Annotated in this window: 17 protein-coding genes; all 17 read right to left on the bottom strand. The window is 59.9% G+C overall.

All coding sequences use genetic code 11. From position 1 onward, the window contains the following. Window positions 1-306: an STAS domain-containing protein gene (locus tag C6Y56_RS07840; RefSeq protein ID WP_065260769.1), complete on the bottom strand. Its 306-nt coding sequence runs from the start codon at window positions 304-306 to the stop codon at window positions 1-3. Between the two features lie 101 nt (window positions 307-407). Continuing rightward, entirely contained in the window at window positions 408-857 is a 450-nt protein-coding gene (gene fliJ / locus C6Y56_RS07835; protein ID WP_114881898.1) for a flagellar export protein FliJ, read from the bottom strand. A gap of 6 nt (window positions 858-863) precedes the next feature. Next, window positions 864-2,222, bottom strand: coding sequence for a flagellar protein export ATPase FliI (gene fliI, locus C6Y56_RS07830; protein WP_169429406.1), 1,359 nt, complete (start codon window positions 2,220-2,222; stop codon window positions 864-866). Further along, window positions 2,212-3,018 (bottom strand): flagellar assembly protein FliH, encoded by an 807-nt coding sequence (gene fliH, locus C6Y56_RS07825; RefSeq protein WP_169429405.1) that lies wholly within the window; start codon window positions 3,016-3,018, stop codon window positions 2,212-2,214. The genes fliI and fliH overlap by 11 nt, the downstream gene beginning before the upstream one ends. A gap of 4 nt (window positions 3,019-3,022) precedes the next feature. Beyond that, window positions 3,023-4,042 (bottom strand): flagellar motor switch protein FliG, encoded by a 1,020-nt coding sequence (gene fliG / locus C6Y56_RS07820; protein WP_007958288.1) that lies wholly within the window; start codon window positions 4,040-4,042, stop codon window positions 3,023-3,025. After that, the gene (fliF, locus tag C6Y56_RS07815; RefSeq protein ID WP_169429404.1) at window positions 4,035-5,822 is read right to left on the bottom strand and encodes a flagellar basal-body MS-ring/collar protein FliF; all 1,788 of its coding nucleotides are present in this window, start codon (window positions 5,820-5,822) and stop codon (window positions 4,035-4,037) included. The genes fliG and fliF overlap by 8 nt, the downstream gene beginning before the upstream one ends. 15 nt (window positions 5,823-5,837) lie before the next feature. Beyond that, on the bottom strand, window positions 5,838-6,167 hold the full coding sequence (gene fliE, locus C6Y56_RS07810; protein WP_085710460.1) for a flagellar hook-basal body complex protein FliE: 330 nt from the start codon (window positions 6,165-6,167) through the stop codon (window positions 5,838-5,840). A gap of 128 nt (window positions 6,168-6,295) precedes the next feature. Next, a complete protein-coding gene (gene fleR, locus C6Y56_RS07805; RefSeq protein WP_169429403.1) occupies window positions 6,296-7,687 on the bottom strand; it encodes a sigma-54-dependent response regulator transcription factor FleR in 1,392 nt (463 codons plus the stop codon). Window positions 7,688-7,692: 5 nt separating this feature from the next. Then, window positions 7,693-8,886, bottom strand: a complete 1,194-nt coding sequence (locus C6Y56_RS07800) for a sensor histidine kinase (protein ID WP_249314429.1) — start codon at window positions 8,884-8,886, stop codon at window positions 7,693-7,695. 128 nt (window positions 8,887-9,014) lie between these two features. After that, window positions 9,015-10,490 (bottom strand): sigma-54 dependent transcriptional regulator, encoded by a 1,476-nt coding sequence (locus tag C6Y56_RS07795; RefSeq protein WP_016984300.1) that lies wholly within the window; start codon window positions 10,488-10,490, stop codon window positions 9,015-9,017. A 172-nt stretch (window positions 10,491-10,662) separates the two neighbouring features. Next, window positions 10,663-10,959, bottom strand: a complete 297-nt coding sequence (locus C6Y56_RS07790; protein WP_169429401.1) for a flagellar protein FliT — start codon at window positions 10,957-10,959, stop codon at window positions 10,663-10,665. Between the two features lie 10 nt (window positions 10,960-10,969). Beyond that, a complete protein-coding gene (gene fliS / locus C6Y56_RS07785; protein WP_169429400.1) occupies window positions 10,970-11,368 on the bottom strand; it encodes a flagellar export chaperone FliS in 399 nt (132 codons plus the stop codon). Window positions 11,369-11,497: 129 nt separating this feature from the next. After that, window positions 11,498-12,952 carry a flagellar filament capping protein FliD gene (gene fliD / locus C6Y56_RS07780; RefSeq protein WP_169429399.1) on the bottom strand — a complete coding sequence of 485 codons (1,455 nt, stop codon included), beginning with the start codon at window positions 12,950-12,952 and terminating at the stop codon, window positions 11,498-11,500. Window positions 12,953-13,032: 80 nt separating this feature from the next. After that, entirely contained in the window at window positions 13,033-13,389 is a 357-nt protein-coding gene (locus C6Y56_RS07775; RefSeq protein WP_169429398.1) for a flagellar protein FlaG, read from the bottom strand. Window positions 13,390-13,461: 72 nt separating this feature from the next. Continuing rightward, window positions 13,462-14,313: a flagellin domain-containing protein gene (locus C6Y56_RS07770; protein WP_085605772.1), complete on the bottom strand. Its 852-nt coding sequence runs from the start codon at window positions 14,311-14,313 to the stop codon at window positions 13,462-13,464. 243 nt (window positions 14,314-14,556) lie between these two features. Continuing rightward, complete coding sequence (locus C6Y56_RS07765) at window positions 14,557-14,823, bottom strand: hypothetical protein (RefSeq protein ID WP_169429397.1); 267 nt, start codon at window positions 14,821-14,823, stop codon at window positions 14,557-14,559. Continuing rightward, window positions 14,820-16,112 (bottom strand): motility associated factor glycosyltransferase family protein, encoded by a 1,293-nt coding sequence (locus tag C6Y56_RS07760; protein ID WP_169429396.1) that lies wholly within the window; start codon window positions 16,110-16,112, stop codon window positions 14,820-14,822. The genes C6Y56_RS07765 and C6Y56_RS07760 overlap by 4 nt, the downstream gene beginning before the upstream one ends. Window positions 16,113-16,114 lie beyond the last annotated feature (2 nt).

Below are 16,114 nucleotides of genomic sequence, written 5' to 3'. Positions count from 1 at the left end.
TCAACTGATGTCGAACAGTTTGTCGAAATTGGAAATGGCGAGGATCTTGCGCACATCCGAATTGCTGTTGACCACGCGCACATCCGAGTCGTCGCCTCCGGCGTGATCACGCAGCAGAAGCAACATGCCCAGAGCCGAGCTGTCGAGGTAAGTGGCGTCCTTCAGATCCACCACGATGGAGTCGGGCTTCCTGTCGAGTCGTTCATAAGACTCGCGAAACTCCTGATGGCGACCGAAATCGAACCGCCCCTTGATCGAAATCGTCAGCTTTTGACCATCGGGAGAGACTTCTGTAACGACTGACATGTACTGGCTTCCTTGTCATTGACGAACGTGTACAAGGTTTAGCACTTGCAAGGGCCATGGGCAAGGCAGGAAGCCGCCGGAGACTGTCAGAGATCCCCCCGTCAATAAGCATCGCGGCGCGGCAGACGCTGGGACAGTTCGTCCAGCAGCTTTTGCTCGCGCTTGTCTTCGACTCGCTGGGCTTCATCTCGATAGCGTTGTACAAGTTTTCGCAAGCCTTCGACGCGGGCGAACGCCTGCTGCCAGGCCTCGCGGGCCTTGTCCAGATTGTTCTGGTGCCATTGCAGGCTCTGCCGTTGCTGGTCCACCGCCGTGTCGAGCTGGGTCAGAAACCCCTGAAACCCGAGCAGCCACTGCCCGGTCACGCCGGTGCTGCCGCGTACGATCCATTGCTCGGAGTAATCCAGACGAAAGGCATGCAGGTCGGCAAGTTTGCTTTCGGCCACTTTCACCTGCCCCTGGAAATACCCGAGACGCTGCACGGCGGTTTTCTCGGCCTTTTCGGCCATTTCCACCACCGGTGCCAGACGCGCGGCGCGGCTCAGGGCCATGACCGGTTACCCGCCGGTCGCAGGGGCGAGGATTGTTTCGAGGTACGCCTCGCTTTCGCCCAGACTGATGCTGTCGTTCAGCCCCTGGCGCAGGTACCTGACCAGTTGCGGCTGCAGATTGATGGCAAGGTCAGTCTCGCGATCACCACCGGCGACATAGGCACCGACACTGATCAGGTCGCGACTCTGCTGATAACGGGACCACAGCTGTTTGAAGTATTGCGCCCGGACCATGTGATCAGGCGGCACCACGGCCGGCATTACCCGACTGATCGACGCTTCGATGTCGATGGCCGGGTAATGCCCCTCCTCGGCCAGACGCCGGGACAACACGATGTGGCCGTCGAGCACGCCCCGCGCCGAGTCGGCAATCGGGTCCTGCTGGTCGTCACCCTCGGACAGCACGGTGTAGAACGCGGTGATCGAACCCCCGCCCTTCTCCGCGTTACCGGCGCGTTCCACCAGTTTCGGCAGTTTGGCGAACACCGACGGCGGATAGCCCTTGGTCGCCGGCGGCTCGCCGATGGCCAGGGCGATTTCCCGCTGGGCCTGGGCGAAACGGGTCAGGGAATCCATCAGCAACAGGACATTCTTGCCCTTGTCACGGAAATACTCGGCAATCCGCGTGCAGTACATCGCCGCGCGCAGACGCATCAGCGGCGCATCGTCCGCCGGTGATGCCACTACCACGGAACGCTTGAGGCCTTCTTCACCGAGGATGTGCTCGATGAATTCCTTAACCTCACGACCCCGCTCACCGATCAGGCCGACGACGATGATGTCGGCCTCGGTGAAGCGGGTCATCATGCCCAGCAACACCGATTTACCGACACCGGTACCGGCGAACAGGCCCAGACGCTGACCGCGACCGACCGTCAACAAACCATTGATGCAACGGATGCCGACGTCCAGCGGTTCGCTGATTGGATCACGGTTGAGCGGGTTGATTGTCGGGCCGTCCATCGGCACCCAGTCTTCGGCCTTCATGCCGCCCTTGCCGTCCAGCGCACGTCCGGCGCCGTCCAGCACGCGACCGAGCATGCTCATGCCCATCGGCAGGCGACCGGTATCGGCCAGCGGCACCACACGGGCGCCCGGCGCAATACCGGCAACACTGCCAACAGGCATCAGGAAAACCTTGCTGCCGGAGAAGCCCATGACTTCGGCTTCAACCTGGGACGGGTGGTAGCTGTCGTCGTTGATCACCATGCAACGGGTGCCCATGGCAGCGCGCAGACCTTCGGCTTCGAGGGTCAGGCCGACCATGCGCAGCAGGCGTCCTTCGAGGATCGGCGCGCCTGGAATTTCGGTGGCCTCGGCGTAGGTGCTCAGGCGCTTGGCGAAACTGGTGCGTTCAAGGCGCATCAGGGGCGTCCGCGAGCGGCTCGTCAGTGACCGGTGCCGGTTTCGGCGTTTGCGGCAGATCCAGGCTCAGGTCCGGTTCGGCCGGGTGCAGGGCCTGTTCGTGCAGTTGATCGAACAGCTTGGCCATGACCTGGCCGACACGGGTTTCGATGCTCGCATCGATCCGGCTGTGTTCGGTTTCAACCCGGCAACCGCCCGGCAACAGCGATTCGTCCTCGACGATACGCCAGGTTTCCTCATGGCGTTCGCGCAGGGCTTTGACCTGCTCGAAATCCTGCGGATTGACGTACAGCCGCACATTGCCCACGCCCAGCGGCAACAGCTTGAGGGCGTCGCGCATGACGTGTTCGATCTGCGTCGAGTCGATGGCCAGCTCGCGCTGGATCACCTGACGGGCAATGTGCTGCACAAGGTCGACCAGCGACTTTTCGATCTGCGTGTCTTGCTCGGCGATGGGCTCGAACAGGTTCGCCATCAACTGCTCAAGGCTGTTGACCTTGGCCGTCAGGACCACTTCGGCTTCCTGGCGCACCTTGAGGGTGGCGCTGTGAAAGCCTTCTTTTTCGCCGATGGCGAAACCCTCGTTGTAAGCCTCCTGACGGATGCTTTCGAGCTCTTCCAGGGTCAGTGGCTGGACTTCCTCCAGCGGCACTTCTTCCATTTCCGGCGGTTCCGGCTCCGGTTCCGGCTCCGGTTCCGGTGCCGGCGGATCGAAGCTCGGGATCGCCCACGTTTCGAAACCACGGACATCCCGGGCACGGATCAGGTCCGTCACATCGTCGTCGTTCTTGACCATGGTGTTAGATCATTTCCTCGCCGCCCTTGCCACCGAGCACGATTTCTCCGGCTTCGGCCATACGGCGGGCGATGGTGAGGATTTCCTTCTGCGCCGTTTCCACGTCGCTGACGCGCACCGGGCCTTTGGCCTCGAGGTCGTCGCGCAGCAGTTCGGCAGCACGTTTGGACATGTTCTTGAAAATCTTCTCTTTGACGCCTTCGTCCGAACCCTTGAGGGCCAGCACCAGCACATCGGAGGACACTTCGCGCAACAGCGCCTGGATACCGCGGTCGTCGACATCGGCCAGGTTGTTGAACACGAACATGAGATCTTCGATCTGACCGGACAGGTCTTCGTCGACTTCGCGGATCGAGTCCATGAGCTGGCCTTCGATCGAGCTGTCGAGGAAGTTCATGATGTCCGCCGCCCGCTTGATGCCACCCAGGGTGGTGCGCGAGGCGTTCGAGTTGCCGGAGAACTGCTTCTCGAGGATCTGGTTCAATTCTTTCAGTGCCGCCGGCTGCACGGTGTTCAGCGACGAGACGCGCAGGATGATGTCCAGACGCACCTTGTGGTCGAAGTTGCCCAGTACTTCACCGGCCTGATCCGGATCGAGGTACGCGACCACGATCGCCTGGATCTGCGGGTGCTCGTAACGGATCACATCGGCAACGGCACGCGGTTCCATCCATTTCAGGCTGTCGAGACCGCTGGTGTTGCCACCCAGCAGGATGCGGTCGATCAGGCCGTTGGCCTTGTCTTCGCCCAGGGCCTGGGTGAGCATTTTGCGCACGTAGTCGTCGGAGCCGACGCCCAGGCTGGTCTGGTCGCCGACGATGTCGACGAACTCGCTCATGACCTGCTCGACCTGCTCACGGTGGACGTTGCCCATCTGGGCCATGGCCACGCCGACCCGCTGAACCTCTTTGGGGCCCATGTGGCGCAGCACTTGTGCGGCATCGGTCGACCCCAGGGACAGCAGCAGAATCGCGGCTTTATCGACCCGGGACAATTTGGCGACGGCGGCTCGGTTATCACTCATCTGCGTTAATCCACTCTTTCACGACCTGGGCCACACGACCCGGGTCTTCTGCCACCAGACTCTTGATTGCGTTCAACTGAGCGTCATAGCCTTCGCTCGGGCTCGGCAGCAGGATGCTGGTCGGGCCACCGAGGCTGACGCGATCGCCGGACAGTTCACCGTCCAGACCGCCCATGCCACCCAGTTCCACGTCACCGCCCAGACCGGCCAGTTCCTTGCCTTTGCCGCCGCCGGTGATGTTGTTCAGCACCGGACGCAGCACGCCGAACACCAGCACCAGGATGAACAGCACACCCAGCACTTGTTTGACGATGTCCCAGAACCAAGGCTGGGAGTAGAACGGAATGTCGGCAATCACTTCACCGCGCTCGGCGGAGAACGGCATGTTGATTACGCTGACACTGTCGCCACGGCTGGCGTCGAAGCCGACGGCGTCCTGTACCAGACGGGTGAAGCGCGCCAATTCGTCGGCGCTCCACGGCGCACGAGTGGTTTCGCCGTTGGCCGGGTTGATCTTGACCTGATCGTCCACCACCACCGACACCGACAGGCGATTCAGGCGACCCTGCTGCTGTTTGGTGTGGCTGATGGAACGGTCGAGTTCGAAGTTCTTGGTGGATTGCTGACGCTTGTCTGCCGGGTACGGCGCGAGCATCGGCTGGCCGGTGGCCGGGTCCATGATCTGCTGACCGTTGGCGTCAACCAGTGGCTGGCCTGGCTGCACCATGCCGGTGGAAGCCTGGGCGCCACCGGTGGTTTGCGGCGCCGACGCCGGCGACGGTGGCTGATTGCTCAGGGCGCCCGGTACGCCTTGCGGGCCATTGCTGGCGGTGCGCTGCTCGTTGACCGACTGCTCGCTGCGCAGCGCCGGCTGATCGGGATTGAACTGCTCGGCGGTGGATTCGACGGCACTGAAATCGATATCGGCCGACACTTCAGCCTTGTAGCGATCGTTGCCCAGTACCGGTTGCAGAATGTTGTGCACGCGCTGGGTAAGCATGCTTTCCATGCGGCGGCTGTAGTCGAACTGCTTGCCCGCCATGGTCATTTCGGAATTTTCCGCCTGATCCGACAGCAGGTTGCCCTTCTGGTCGACGACGGTGATCTGCGATTTGCTCAGCTCGGGAACGGAAGTCGCCACCAGGTTGATAATGGCAACGACCTGGCCTGGCTCCAGCGAACGACCGGAGTACAACTCGACCAGTACCGATGCGCTTGGCTTGCGTTCGTCACGCACGAACACCGAACTTTTCGGGATGGCCAGGTGAACGCGTGCGCCCTTGACGTTGTTCAGGGCGGAGATGGTGCGGGCCAGTTCGCCTTCGAGGCCGCGACGATAACGGGTCGCTTCCATGAATTGGCTGGTGCCCAGACCCTGTTCCTTGTCGAGGATTTCAAAACCGATGTTGCCGTCGCTGGGAGTGACACCAGCGGCCGCGAGCTTGAGCCGCGCACGGGACAGGTCATCGGCCTTGACCAGCAAGGCGCCGGAATTCGGTTCGACGGTGTAGGGAATGTCGGCGGAGGCCAGGGTGTCCATGACCTGCTTGGCGTCCATGCCGGCAAGGCTGCCGTACAGAGGCCGGTAGTCCGGTTGCTGCGACCACAGCACCACGGCAAAGCCAATCGCCACGCTCGCGGCCAGGCCGACCAACAGGCCCACCTGACGCAGCACGGTCATCTCGGAGAGGTTTTCCAGGAAGGACAGGCCGAACAGCGGCGGTTTGCCGTCTATCGGGGTGGCCTTGGCCGGAACGTTATCGGCGACTGCTTCTGCCATGACTCAATCTCGTCCTTAAACCGGCATCTGCATGATGTCTTGATAAGCCTGAACCAGCTTGTTGCGCACCTGGGTCAGTGCCTGGAACGACACGCTGGCCTTCTGCGAGGAAATCATCACGTCCGTCAGATCGACGCCGCTTTTGCCGATTTCGAACGCGTTGGCCAATTGGCTCGAGGCCTGTTGAGTATCGTTCACTTTGTTGATGGCCTGACCGAGCATGTCGGAAAAGCTGCTGCCTGCCACTTCAGGGACGGCGGCAGTCGATTTCGGCTTCGACATGGCGTCCATTTGCATGGCCTTCATGTCCATCATCAACCGATTAAATTCAATACCTTGGCTCATGGTCTACTCTCTTGGGCGGCCCGCAATTTTTTGACACTCACTCGGCGGGTACTCAGGTGTTAGCAACAACGGTGCCAGCTCACGGGCACCGCTTCGAGAAATGCGTTTTCAAACGTTTGCACCACCCTTCAGGTAGCGAACAGATAGCCTTCGACGTCCATCCCCGCATCGCGCATTTGCGCCAGTTTGTAGCGCAGCGTACGCGGGCTGATACCGAGTTTTTCGGCAGCCTCCTTGCGTCGACCGCGCTCGGTGCGCAGGGTGTCGATGATCATCTGGAACTCGCGACGACGCAGGTCATCGCCCAGCGCACCGGCCGAATCAGTCTCGATCTCGACTTCACGAATGACGGGACTGAGTGGCATCGCCACCGGCAAAGGGGCGAACAGCGCAGGCCCGGAGAGGCAGAAATCCTGCGGCTGAATCAAGCCGCCCTGCTGGAGGATCAACGCCCGCTGGACCGCGTTATCCAGCTCGCGCACGTTGCCCGGCCATGGATAACCGATCAGGCACGCCTGCGCCTCGGGCGAGAACTTCGCCATCGCATGCTTCATTTTATTGACGTGCTTGGTCAAAAGACGCTCGGCCAGCGGCAGGATGTCGGCGGTCCGCTCACGCAGCGGACGCCAGGCCAGTGGAAACACCGACAGACGATAGTAGAGATCTTCACGGAACCGCCCCGCCGCCACTTCACCCGCCAGATCACGGTTGGTGGTCGCGACTACGCGAATGTCGAGGGTGATCGGCTTGCGCGCCCCCACCCGCTCGACCTCGCGTTCCTGCAAGACCCGCAGCAGCTTGGCTTGCAGACCCAGGGGCATTTCGGAAATTTCGTCGAGCAGAATGGTGCCGCCGTCGGCCTGCTCGAACTTGCCGGCCTGCGCCGCGATGGCGCCGGTGAACGACCCCTTCTCGTGACCGAACAATGTCGCTTCGAGCATATTGTCCGGGATCGCCGCGCAGTTGATCGCAATGAACGGCTGACTGGCACGATGGGATTGCTGGTGAATGTAGCGCGCCAGCACCTCTTTACCGGTGCCGGACTCGCCGGAAATCAGCACGGTGGAATCACTGCGGGCAACCCGCGCTGCCAGATCCAGCAACTGGGCACTGGCCGGCTCGACCGCGACCGGCCCTTCGGCATCGCTGGCACCAAGGCTGCCCAAGGCGTGACGCGCTACCAGATCCAGCAGGGCCCTGGGCTCGAATGGCTTGACCAGATAATCCGCCGCGCCCTGACGCATGGCATCCACCGCGCGCTCGACTGCACCATGAGCGGTCATCAGCAGCACCGGCAGCTGCGGCTGACGGGCGCGCAACAGGCCGAGCAATTGATGGCCGTCCATGCCCGGCATGTTGACGTCGCTGACCACCAGACTGAACGCTTCGCGCTCGACAGCGTTCAACGCCTCTTCGGCCGAACCCACTGCATGATAGTCGTGACCGGCCAGCAACAGCGTATCGGCCAGCGCTTCGCGCAACGAGCGGTCATCCTCGACCAGCAGAACCTTGATGCCCATGACCTTCACTCAGCTCCCTGTACAACGGAAAACATCGGCAGGACGACCTGCGCGCACGTGCCGCGCCCGACTCGCGAACGCAGTTGCAATTCTCCCTGATGCGCACGGGCCACAGCCTTGACCACGGTCAGGCCCAGGCCGGTGCCGGTGACCTTGGTGGTGAAAAACGGCTCGCCCAGCCGCGCCAGCACCGCCGGCTCGATGCCGCCACCGTTATCGCTGACGCACAGGCGCAGGGTGTTGTCGCGGGTGTAGCAATGCACTTTCAGGCGCACGTCATCACCACTGGCCTGAATCGCGTTTTCAATCAGATTGAGGACTGCCCCGACCAGCGTGTCGCGATTGCACAGCAACTCGCCCGCATGGCTGTCGCATTGCCAACGGATCGGCAGATCCTGCACATGGGTCAGCGCCGCCGCCTGCAACGACTGCATCAAGGCATTGGGCGTGATGCGGTCGGTCAGCGGCAATTCACCGCGAGCGAACACCAGCATGTCGCGCACCTGATGCTCCAGCTCATGCAGACGCTCCTTGAGGCGCCCGGCAAAGCGCTGCTGGGTGGCGACCGGCAGCGCCTGCTCAGTCAAATGACTGGCATACAACAGTGCGGCGGAAAGCGGAGTTCGGATCTGGTGGGCCAGCGAGGCGACCATACGCCCCAACGACGACAGCCGTTCGTGGCGCGCGAGCTGATCCTGCAAGTGACGGGTTTCAGTCAGGTCGTTGAGCAGCACCAATTGCCCCGGCTCGGCATCCAGCGAACGGGTGGCAATCGACAGGCGTCGACCGTTTCTCAGGGAGATTTCATGACCGTCGTCTTCACGGGGCGCAAAGCAACGGGTAATCACATGCCGCCATAGCTCGCCTTCCAGCGGTAAACCCAGCAGATCGATGGCGGCGGGATTGGCCTCGCACACGATGCCGTGGCCATCGATGACGATGACGCCACCCGGCAACAGATCAAGGAGATTTTGCAGACGGTTGGCCAGACGTTCTTTTTCCGCCAGCTCCTGCATGCGCTGGGCGCTGACCACGGCCAGCTCGCCCTTGAGCTCGGTGACCCGCGCTTCAAGCATGCTGTAGGAGTCGGTCAATTGACTCGACATCTGGTTGAACAGCGCAAACGCCTGCTCAAGCCCCGGCCGACCGGCCTGCTCTACGGACGGCAGTTGCCCCGAGGACTCGGGAACAGAAGACATCTGGGAGGCTTGGGGCATTGTGCTCTCTCGCTTGGCTGACCGTCAGTTAAACGGAACGTTGCGAGGGACATAGCAATACCCGTGCCTAAAAAAAACTGCTTATAAATGAAGCCGTTGAAAAACAGGCGTCAATCATCCGCCTGTTCATCACCATCGCGTCGGCTCATGCCGTACTTGCGCATCTTCTCCACCAGCGTGGTGCGACGGATGCGCAGACGTTCGGCGGCACGGGCCACGATGCCGTTGGCATCATCCAGCGCCTGCTGAATCAAGCCCTGCTCGAGACCACCGAGGTAGTCCTTCAGATCAAGCCCTTCCGGCGGCAGCATGGCGTTGGCAGTGAAGTCAGGCGTGTGACCGTTGATTGCCACGCGCTCTTCCAGATCGCTGCGCAGGCTGTCGACCATTTGCTCGTCTTCGTCGTCGACGTAGCGGAATTTCTTCGGCAGCTCGACCACGCCGATCACCCCGTACGGATGCATGATCGCCATGCGCTCCACCAGGTTGGCCAGCTCGCGGACGTTGCCCGGCCAGCCGTGACGACACAGGGACATGATGGCGGCGGAATTGAAACGGATCGAACCGCGTTTCTCGTGCTCCATGCGCGAGATCAACTCGTTCATCAGCAACGGGATGTCTTCGACGCGCTCACGCAGCGGCGCCATCTCGATCGGGAACACGTTCAAGCGATAGTAGAGATCTTCGCGGAAGGTGCCGATCTCGATCATGCTTTCGAGATTCTTGTGGGTCGCGGCAATGATGCGCACGTCGACGCTCTGGGTCTTGTTGCTGCCCACGCGCTCGAAGGTGCGTTCCTGCAGCACGCGCAGCAGCTTGACCTGCATCGGCAGCGGCATGTCACCGATTTCGTCGAGGAACAGTGTGCCGCCATTGGCCAGCTCGAAGCGGCCGGCACGACTGGTGATCGCGCCGGTAAAGGCGCCCTTCTCGTGGCCGAACAGTTCGCTTTCCAGCAACTCGGCCGGGATCGCCCCGCAGTTGACCGGCACGAACGGCGCGTCGCGACGCTTGGAATGGTAATGCAGGTTACGCGCAACCACTTCCTTGCCGGTGCCGGACTCGCCGAGGATCAACACGCTGGCGTCGGTGTCGGCCACCTGCTGCATCATCTGGCGCACATGCTGGATCGCCCGGCTGGTGCCGACGAGACTGCGGAACAGGTTGGGTTCGCGATGACGGCCGCGCTCGCGGGCCTGGTCATACATTTCGCGATAGACCTGGGCACGGTGCAGGGAGTCCAGCAATTTGCTGTAGCTCGGCGGCATTTCGAGGGTCGAAAGTACCCGGCGGCGTTGGTCTTCGGGCAGGTCCACCGAAGAATTATCGCCCATCAGCAAAACCGGAAGGAACTCATCCCAGGTTGAGAGTGTCTTTAGCAAGCCCAAAAGCGCACCAGGAGCATTGACCGTCCCGATCAGTACGCAAATGACCTCACGACTAGACGACAAAGAGCCGACTGCCTGCTGCCAGTCATGGCTTCCGCAGGGTAAATTTTCTTCGCCAAGAAAATTTAAGATCACCGCCAGGTCGCGGCGGCGGACGCTATCGTCATCGATCAGCAGAATTTTGGTTTCACGCCACATGCAATAGCAACTTCCCTAGTCAACTCAATGCCCAAAACGAGGGGCAAGCGAGACGCTTGCAGGACACCGTGTGCCTGTAGACGCCTGAAATCTGAAAACAGCCACTAGTTAAGTCAAAAAACCGTGCACAGTCAAATTTATGGCGCACATGTCTGGATTAACTGAGGGTTAATTAACCAAACAGATGGTAAACCTTTGCCGCGTTCTGCGCTTGGGTGATCTGCGACATCTCGTCGACTATCGCCTGACGCTCACCCATGGCGACCTCAAGAAGCTCCTTGTACACATGCAGCAGCTCCTCAAGATTGTCGCGTAGCGCCACTTCATCCACCGAAGCCTCACTCAAGACATCTTCCATGCAGGAACGGCAATCGAGGTCCAGTTGACCGATCGCCTCCCAGTTGCGCTCGGCCAGGGCACCGACCAACGCTTCTCGGGTTTCTTCGATTCGCTGCAATACAAGACTCATGGTGATCTCCTTAGAACTGAGGAGCTGGCGTAGGCGCGATGGCGTCCCAGCCTTCTTTTACCGTGCTCAGCAAGCCGGCGACTTCATCCAGAATACGCGGATCGCTGTTGATGTTGGCCTCGGCAAGACGCTTCATCATGTAGATATACAGCCCGTCCAGATCAGCCAGCGTATCGGCGGACTTCTCCAGATCCAGGCCTTCACGCAAGCCGCTGACGATGCCAATGGCCTTGCCGATCGCCGTGCATTTTGCAGGGATGTCCTTGCGCTCGATCGCGCCCTTGGCCTGCGCAATGCGCGCCAGACCACCTTCCATCAACATTTGTACCAGACGGTGGGGGCTCGCTTCGGACGTCTGAGCGTGGGCGCCAACTTTCTGGTATTGCCGAAGGGCTAACATCGGATTCATGTTCTACCTCATTTGCCACAATGACTCGCATGACCAGTGTATCGCCAGCGAGCCGAAAAACTTTAGACCACAAGACAAAAACCCGGCACACGCTCGAAAGCGTAGCCGGGTTTTTGTCGCTCTTACATGTTACTTCGCAGATTGCTGAGCGTTCAGCGAGCTGAAGAACGACGTAATGCTGCTCGCCGTGGCCTTCATTTGCCCTACCAGCAAGTCCATGGCGTTGTATTTTGCAGTCAACGTCTTGGTCATGCCGGCAACGCGTATATCCAGAGCCGTTTGCTGGGCGGTAAGGCTGCGCGCGTTACCGTTCAGGATGGTCATGCGCTGATCGAGCAAACCGGGAGATACACCATCCGCCCCTTTGAGGTACGGATCCACCGCCTTGCTCATGCGCGCCAACAAACCGTTTTTATCGGTGGTGCCAGAGAACATCTGCTGGACCTGGCCGGTCATGCCTGGCGTGCTCATCGTTTTGTTGAACGCGACCGTGTCGAAAGTCAGGTTACCGGTGAGCTTGTCAGTCATGACGCCCAGCTGCGACAGGTAGGCCATCGGACCGCCGGTGGTGCCGCTTGGCATGGTCAACTGGCTACGAATATCGGCAATCAGCGAACGCGGCAGGGAATCCCCAGTGAAAGCCGCCTGAACGGTCAGCTTGCCATCTTCGTCCGGCGTTGCCTTGGACAAGGTGTCGACAGTACTTTTCAAGGTGTTGTAGGCATCAACGAAGGCCTGAACCGACGTCTGCAATCCCTTGGTGTTGGCGTCAACACTCACCACAACGGGCGTGCCAGGCGGATTAGGGACAGTCAGCAGGTTCATCGACAAACCACTGATGGCACCCGTCACATTGTTGCTTTTGCTGGTCACCGCCAGGCCATCGATGGTCAGCGATGCATCCTTGGCGAGCCCATTGACCGCTCCGGAATCACCCGCCGCCGGGGTGGCACTCATCGGTTTGGTGCCATCGATTTCCAGACCGGCAATACCGCTGACCGTCATGTCCGAGCCCGCGCCTGTCTTGCTCGAGCTGATGACCAGACGCGACGAACCGGTGCTATCCGTCACGATGTTGGCAGAAATACCATTGATACCCTGAGCCGTGTTGATCGCGTCACGAGTAGTCTGCAAGGTCGCATTGGCTGGAATCGTGACATTGTAATCAGTGCCATTCTGACTGATTTTCAGAGTACCACTCGGAATGGCACTGGCAGCACCGCCGGCAAAGGATGCGCTGGCTATTTTCGAGCCGGTAGCCAGATTGTTCACAACAACACTGTAAGTGCCCGAGACCGCAGTGTTATCCGAAGTCACGCCCAGAACACTCGGAGTACCCGAAGTGGCCGTGTAACCGGAAAACGCCGGATTGGTCTTGCTGCCCAGGTTGGTCATCGCCGTCTGGAATGCAGTCAGCGCACTCTTCAGCGTACCGACACCGGAAATCTTCAGCGTGTTGGTCTTGGTACTGGCATCGATCTGCGTCTGTTTCGCCGACTTGTCAGCGTTGACCAGCGCAGTAACGATCGCACCGATGTCCAGGCCGGAACCCAGGCCGGAACCCGGTAAAATTGGACTTGCCATGTGCATCTCCCTTGGGGTTGTTGCCAGTCTTTTGACCCTTGTGGGGTCTAAAGAACTTCAAACACGATTCATGCCAGCTATCAGACTTTGGCGTCGAACAACACGTGGCTCGCATTGGCGAGGCTGTCTGCCAGCTTGAGAGCTTCTGCGGAGGGGATCTGTCGTACGACCTCGCCCGTCTCGCTTGCGATCACCTTGACGATGACCTTTCCGGAATGCTCATCGATCGAGAACTCCAGGTTACGCTTGATCGACTGAACAAACTTCTCGATCTCCTGCACCGCCAGCTTCAATTTGGTTTCATCCGTTTCCTGACTCTTTTTCGAATCAGTAACAGCATCAACCACGTGAGGCTTGGTCTCCGACGGCTTGTCGGTGACGGTACTGGCTGGCTTGGGAGCCGGATAAGTCACGTTAAGCTTTACGCTCATGTCCATGCTCATCACCTCTTAACGTGAAAAAGCGAGAGAGCACGCAAGCGCACTCCCCCGCCAAAACTCATTCCGAAATTACTGAAGCAGCTTCAGTACAGCGGAAGGCAGTTGGTTGGCTTGAGCCAGAACAGAGGTCGAAGCCTGTTGCAGGGTTTGCTGCTTGGTCAGGTTAGCAGTCTCTGCGGCGAAGTCGGTATCTTGTACGCGACCTTGTGCAGCAGTGGTGTTTTCGTTGATGTTCTGCAAGTTCTGGATGGTGCTGTTCAGACGGTTTTGCGAAGCACCCAGGCTGGCACGAGTTGCACCGATTGCAGCGATAGCGGCGTCGATTGCAGTGATAGCGTTGTCGATGTTCGAAGCGGCGGCAGCCGAAGTAGCACCGGTCAGAACAACAGTACCGCTACCTACCGACAGGCTGGCGGCGTCGAACTTGGAGCTCAGTACCAGGTCGATGTGGTTAGCCGAACCGGTGTTTGCGCCAACTTGCAGGGTCACAGTACCAGCCGAACCGTCCAGCAAGTTTTTGCCGTTCAGGTTGGTCGAAGCCGAGATACGGGTGATCTCGTCGGACATTTGTGCGAATTCAGCGTTGGTAGCGGTCTGGTCAGCAGTGCCGTTGGTACCGTTACGTGCTTTAACAGCCAGTTCACGCATACGCTGCAGAATGTCGGTAGTAGCTTGCAGAGCGCCTTCAGCGGTCTGAGCAACGGAGATACCGTCGTTGGCGTTCTGGATGGCCTGGGTGTTACCGCGGATCTGGGAAGACATACGGTTGGAGATTTGCAGGCCAGCGGCGTCGTCTTTAGCGCTGTTGATTTTCAGGCCGGAAGACAGGCGCTGCATCGAAGTCGACAGAGCGTCGGAAGCGCGGTTCAGGTTCTTCTGAACGTTCAACGACGTGGTGTTGGTGTTTACTGTTAAAGCCATGACGAATTCCTCGTTGGTTGGGTACTGCGGCTTCCGGCCCTGGCAACCGCCGGGTATGGCCTAGAGAACCTTCGTAATAGTTATCGTCGGGTTTGCAGGTTGCTTGAGGGCTTTTTTGAAAAAATTTGCCATCACCCTGCCACCCCCTAGAAAACAAAGACTTAGCAGCACTTCACCCTCGGAAAAATGACGCCATGAAACCGTCTGCAGCGCAAACCTGCGGGCCAGCGCTATCGGCATTTCTCAGGACGCCGAACTTTCCAGTAACCGGATCAATTCGTACTCCATGAAGTCGGCGAGCCCGAGCCAATCCTGGCGCTCCTGACAATCGAGCATTTGTGTGAGCACTTGCGCCCACGACTGCTGGATATCCGGCGAGGCGGACACCAGCAAATGCTGCGCACCTTCGAATACATCAACCATGTCCAGCGCTGCTTCGACATCACGCCCCAGACGAAACAGGCCGGCACACCGACGGCATTCGTCGACACTTCGTTGCATTGCACTCATTGCACGAACTCCTGATTGAAGCGCGTCCCGGCAATCAACGCTCCTGCGCGACTACTGTTGAAAAACTCGACGTGCGGCTGGCTGGCGATGTATCGCTCCAGCACACACAGATAACCGCGGAAATTGAGCTGCGTACTGACGCGCTCACCGAACCCGTCACGCACCCAGTGCCGCGCCTGATTCACCGACGGCCCAAGATCACCATCGTTCCAGCCGGCGTGGGTCTTGTTCATCGGGAAAGCGAAGTCGGCGCCGAACAGGGTGATCTGCGCAGCCCCCATCTTCACCGCCAGATCCACCGCGGGGTGAATCACGCTGCCACCCACATGCAGCAGTGCCCGTGGATGTTGCTCTCGCAACGCTGCGTAGACCGGGCTAAGCGAATAACCGCCATAGCGTTTGCCCTTCCAGGCCCTCAACACCTCAGGATCGCTCATGGGCAGATACACCAAGGGAATGCCGTCGGATTCTTCGAAAGGCAAATGCCGAAAGCTGATGCGCTGATCGATGCTCACTACATAGTCGGGCACAATCCCGTGCTCGCGCAGCGGCCGGTAAGCGGTGTCGACGCAAATGAACAAGGGGCGCTCGTCTCGCTCGCGAATCGTGGCCAGTCGCTCGAAATGCTGCTCAAGCGTCGGCCCGGTGCCGATCACGTAGATTTCCCGGCCAGTGCAAGTGCCGAACAATTGCGCCACATCATCGTCAGCGAGTAGCACCGGCAAGCAGTCCTGCAGACGCTGCAGAATGAACGGCGACTGCGGATCAAACTCACGATTGTTGAAACTCAAGTGCACTTCACTGACCAGCCGATCACGGATCTTCGCGTTGAAGTCATCGGCCAGCAGCATTTCGGCAGGCAAGGCAAAGAACGGCGTGCAGATGTCCGGCATGTCCCCGGCGTACAGAAGCTCTACCCTCGAGTCTTCCAGCCATTGCCGCTGATCGAGCAACTGCAACACCAGCGCAAACAGCGCGCCATTGAGGATGTGTACATACAGCCGCTCAAGCCCGGCACGCTCCAGCAGAACCGTCGGCAAATCTCCGAGGCCGGTGCCATAGACGTGCAATCGCGACTTGTCCGCCGGCAGGCTGGCGGCCTGAACCCGGGCCTCATGGACGCGGTCGTGGCGACTGGTGAGCTGAATGCCGTTGATGCTCAGCGTCGAACCCAGCCCCTGTGTCAATCCGGCGTCGATCACCGAACTGTCTTCGTTCAGCAATCGCGCGAACAGCGCCGGCCAGCGTCGCTCAATGACGTGGGCATTGGCCTGGAAAAACTCGCTCATGG

The sequence above is a fragment of the Pseudomonas fluorescens genome, assembly GCF_012974785.1.
In the GTDB taxonomy this organism is placed as follows: domain Bacteria; phylum Pseudomonadota; class Gammaproteobacteria; order Pseudomonadales; family Pseudomonadaceae; genus Aquipseudomonas; species Aquipseudomonas fluorescens_BT.
Note: the sequence above shows the minus strand (reverse complement) of the source record. Positions and strands in the feature narration are given on the sequence as shown.

Bases quoted from the DNA above. Each gene is read 5' to 3' on its own strand.
- C6Y56_RS07790 (WP_169429401.1), bottom strand. From the start codon at position 10,959: ATGAGTCTTGTATTGCAGCGAATCGAAGAAACCCGAGAAGCGTTGGTC.
- C6Y56_RS07770 (WP_085605772.1), bottom strand. From the start codon at position 14,313: ATGGCTTTAACAGTAAACACCAACACCACGTCGTTGAACGTTCAGAAG.
- C6Y56_RS07840 (WP_065260769.1), bottom strand. From the start codon at position 306: ATGTCAGTCGTTACAGAAGTCTCTCCCGATGGTCAAAAGCTGACGATT.
- fliI (WP_169429406.1), bottom strand. From the start codon at position 2,222: ATGCGCCTTGAACGCACCAGTTTCGCCAAGCGCCTGAGCACCTACGCC.
- C6Y56_RS07775 (WP_169429398.1), bottom strand. From the start codon at position 13,389: ATGGACATGAGCGTAAAGCTTAACGTGACTTATCCGGCTCCCAAGCCA.
- C6Y56_RS07760 (WP_169429396.1), bottom strand. From the start codon at position 16,112: ATGAGCGAGTTTTTCCAGGCCAATGCCCACGTCATTGAGCGACGCTGG.
- C6Y56_RS07795 (WP_016984300.1), bottom strand. From the start codon at position 10,490: ATGTGGCGTGAAACCAAAATTCTGCTGATCGATGACGATAGCGTCCGC.
- fliF (WP_169429404.1), bottom strand. From the start codon at position 5,822: ATGGCAGAAGCAGTCGCCGATAACGTTCCGGCCAAGGCCACCCCGATA.
- C6Y56_RS07800 (WP_249314429.1), bottom strand. From the start codon at position 8,886: ATGTCTTCTGTTCCCGAGTCCTCGGGGCAACTGCCGTCCGTAGAGCAG.
- fliE (WP_085710460.1), bottom strand. From the start codon at position 6,167: ATGAGCCAAGGTATTGAATTTAATCGGTTGATGATGGACATGAAGGCC.
- fliG (WP_007958288.1), bottom strand. From the start codon at position 4,042: ATGAGTGATAACCGAGCCGCCGTCGCCAAATTGTCCCGGGTCGATAAA.
- fliD (WP_169429399.1), bottom strand. From the start codon at position 12,952: ATGGCAAGTCCAATTTTACCGGGTTCCGGCCTGGGTTCCGGCCTGGAC.
- fliJ (WP_114881898.1), bottom strand. From the start codon at position 857: ATGGCCCTGAGCCGCGCCGCGCGTCTGGCACCGGTGGTGGAAATGGCC.
- fliH (WP_169429405.1), bottom strand. From the start codon at position 3,018: ATGGTCAAGAACGACGACGATGTGACGGACCTGATCCGTGCCCGGGAT.
- C6Y56_RS07765 (WP_169429397.1), bottom strand. From the start codon at position 14,823: ATGAGTGCAATGCAACGAAGTGTCGACGAATGCCGTCGGTGTGCCGGC.
- fleR (WP_169429403.1), bottom strand. From the start codon at position 7,687: ATGGGCATCAAGGTTCTGCTGGTCGAGGATGACCGCTCGTTGCGCGAA.
- fliS (WP_169429400.1), bottom strand. From the start codon at position 11,368: ATGAATCCGATGTTAGCCCTTCGGCAATACCAGAAAGTTGGCGCCCAC.